This window comes from Catenibacterium sp. co_0103 (assembly GCF_004168205.1).
In the GTDB taxonomy this organism is placed as follows: domain Bacteria; phylum Bacillota_I; class Bacilli_A; order Erysipelotrichales; family Coprobacillaceae; genus Catenibacterium; species Catenibacterium mitsuoka_A.
The window spans coordinates 1-1,750 of the sequence record NZ_RCYB01000186.1; the positions used below are offsets into that span (position 1 = coordinate 1).

Consider the following 1,750-nt stretch of genomic DNA (forward strand, 5'->3'; position numbering starts at 1 on the left):
GAAATAAGGGGTGAGATTCACCCCTTACTGCGTGATAATTAAAATTTAGGAAACCCCTAGTTATTTTAAATTACCAATATAAGAAAAACCTGATTGTGTGGACAATCAGGCGTATTAATACTGCTTCTTAAACTATAAGATTAATTCAATAGCTGATTTATTTGTGAATCAGTCAGAATAGAGTTTAATACTATCTCTTTCTTATCTTTAAGAAAGTTGTTTGCTAGAGTCTCATAGAATGGATTAAGTGAAACATACTTATAACTATTTAAGTCTATTTTTCCAGATTCATTAATATCAAATTCAACAAATCTATATTTATCTATTCCTGTTTTTAAAGCGAAATCTACAAGTACATGTTCGGGCTTATTGGGAGAAGCTTCAAATGATAACTGTTTTAGATATTTGCTTACTAATATTTCATAATCAAGGACTGTGATTAATGCGATGTATTTTGAATCATTAAGTGTATTTACATATAGTTTTTCCATTTATAATCCCTCCATTTCAAAATGGAATAGACAAATATATAATATCCATTAATTAAGTTCAAGCCCTTTTCTAAAAATACTCTTAACAGTTTATTGCTTCCAATGTTTTCTTGAGTTATATACGTTATTTACCGCTTCAATATAACAAATAAATGAAGGGTGATTATGATTGTTTTGTGTTAAGTATCTATTCTTGATACTCTTATATTGTTCTCTGACTAATTCCCACTTACCATTACTTTTAATATAATCGACTTTAAATTTAATATCTCTAGAATTTGGAGCCTTATTCCAATAGTATTCATTAACAGGCCTTCTAGTAACAAGACCAGGATAAATGCTAGCAGCATATGAAATACTATTAAGATTAGTGTAACCAGTCTTTTTATGAATTAATCGATAAAGATTTCCATCTTCATCTTCACAAACGATGCAAACATCTATCGAAAATAATGTTTTACTTCCTGGAATATAATATTTTTTAGTGGTTAATGAGGATTTGGAATCTTCACAATCTCTCCATCCATGCTTTCTAAGAACAATATTAAAAGCTTTTCTAACGCATTCTTTGATATATTTACAATCCCAGTCATCACTTCTGACTATTTTAAGATTATAATCCAAATCTATGGGTTCGTTGGCATTTTGAAGTATTAGATTTCTTGCTTCACTACCAACAAGAGTGACCTCTGCACCTATATCAGATTCTTCTTTTAGGGTATGACATAGGTCTTGCATCATGTCTCCACATAGAGAACGCAGAGTGCTTATTAATTGTTTGTTACATAATTATACTTTTCATGCCAGAGTATTGCTTTTAAATCAATAATTTTATCATTGTATATGAAAATTAGTTTTGAATACCCATAATCTACAGGTGACGATTTAAGAGAAGTGTGGAGCAGAAATATTCAGGATATATACTATCAGTCTATGACTGATAGGAAATGATTTCTGCAGGTACTTCTTGATTTTATCCATAACAGTCTTTCCCATATTTCTATGGTTAAATCTATACTCCTGTTCATTCAGGAATAAAGGCATCTCTCTTTTAGTTATTCCATGATATATCCCAGTAATATTATTTTTAATATTACCGATTATTATATTTAACCAGAGTAGTCTATGATTCTTTTCTTCATAGCTGATTTTCTCGTTCTTTACCTGTATTTCTGTGCCTAATGTATTAAAGCCTTTCTCACCATCAGTATTAAGTAATGCATCATGTGATAATACACAACACTTTTCTATGTTTTTCT

The 1,750-nt window shown here is 29.7% G+C and carries 3 protein-coding genes; all 3 read right to left on the bottom strand.

Annotated features, from left to right (window positions below; all coding sequences use genetic code 11):
- Nucleotides 1-140: 140 nt before the first annotated feature.
- On the bottom strand, nt 141-491 hold the full coding sequence (locus EAI80_RS13005) for a type II toxin-antitoxin system RnlB family antitoxin (RefSeq protein ID WP_129982372.1): 351 nt from the start codon (nt 489-491) through the stop codon (nt 141-143).
- A 90-nt stretch (nt 492-581) separates the two neighbouring features.
- Nucleotides 582-1,232 carry a hypothetical protein gene (locus tag EAI80_RS13010; protein ID WP_129982373.1) on the bottom strand — a complete coding sequence of 217 codons (651 nt, stop codon included), beginning with the start codon at nt 1,230-1,232 and terminating at the stop codon, nt 582-584.
- Between the two features lie 144 nt (nt 1,233-1,376).
- Nucleotides 1,377-1,750: transposase (locus tag EAI80_RS13015; protein ID WP_193760871.1), on the bottom strand; the 374-nt coding region annotated here is incomplete at its 5' end.

Coding starts and splice junctions, on each gene's coding strand:
- EAI80_RS13005 (WP_129982372.1), bottom strand. CDS start 491: ATGGAAAAACTATATGTAAATACACTTAATGATTCAAAATACATCGCA.
- EAI80_RS13010 (WP_129982373.1), bottom strand. CDS start 1,232: ATGATGCAAGACCTATGTCATACCCTAAAAGAAGAATCTGATATAGGT.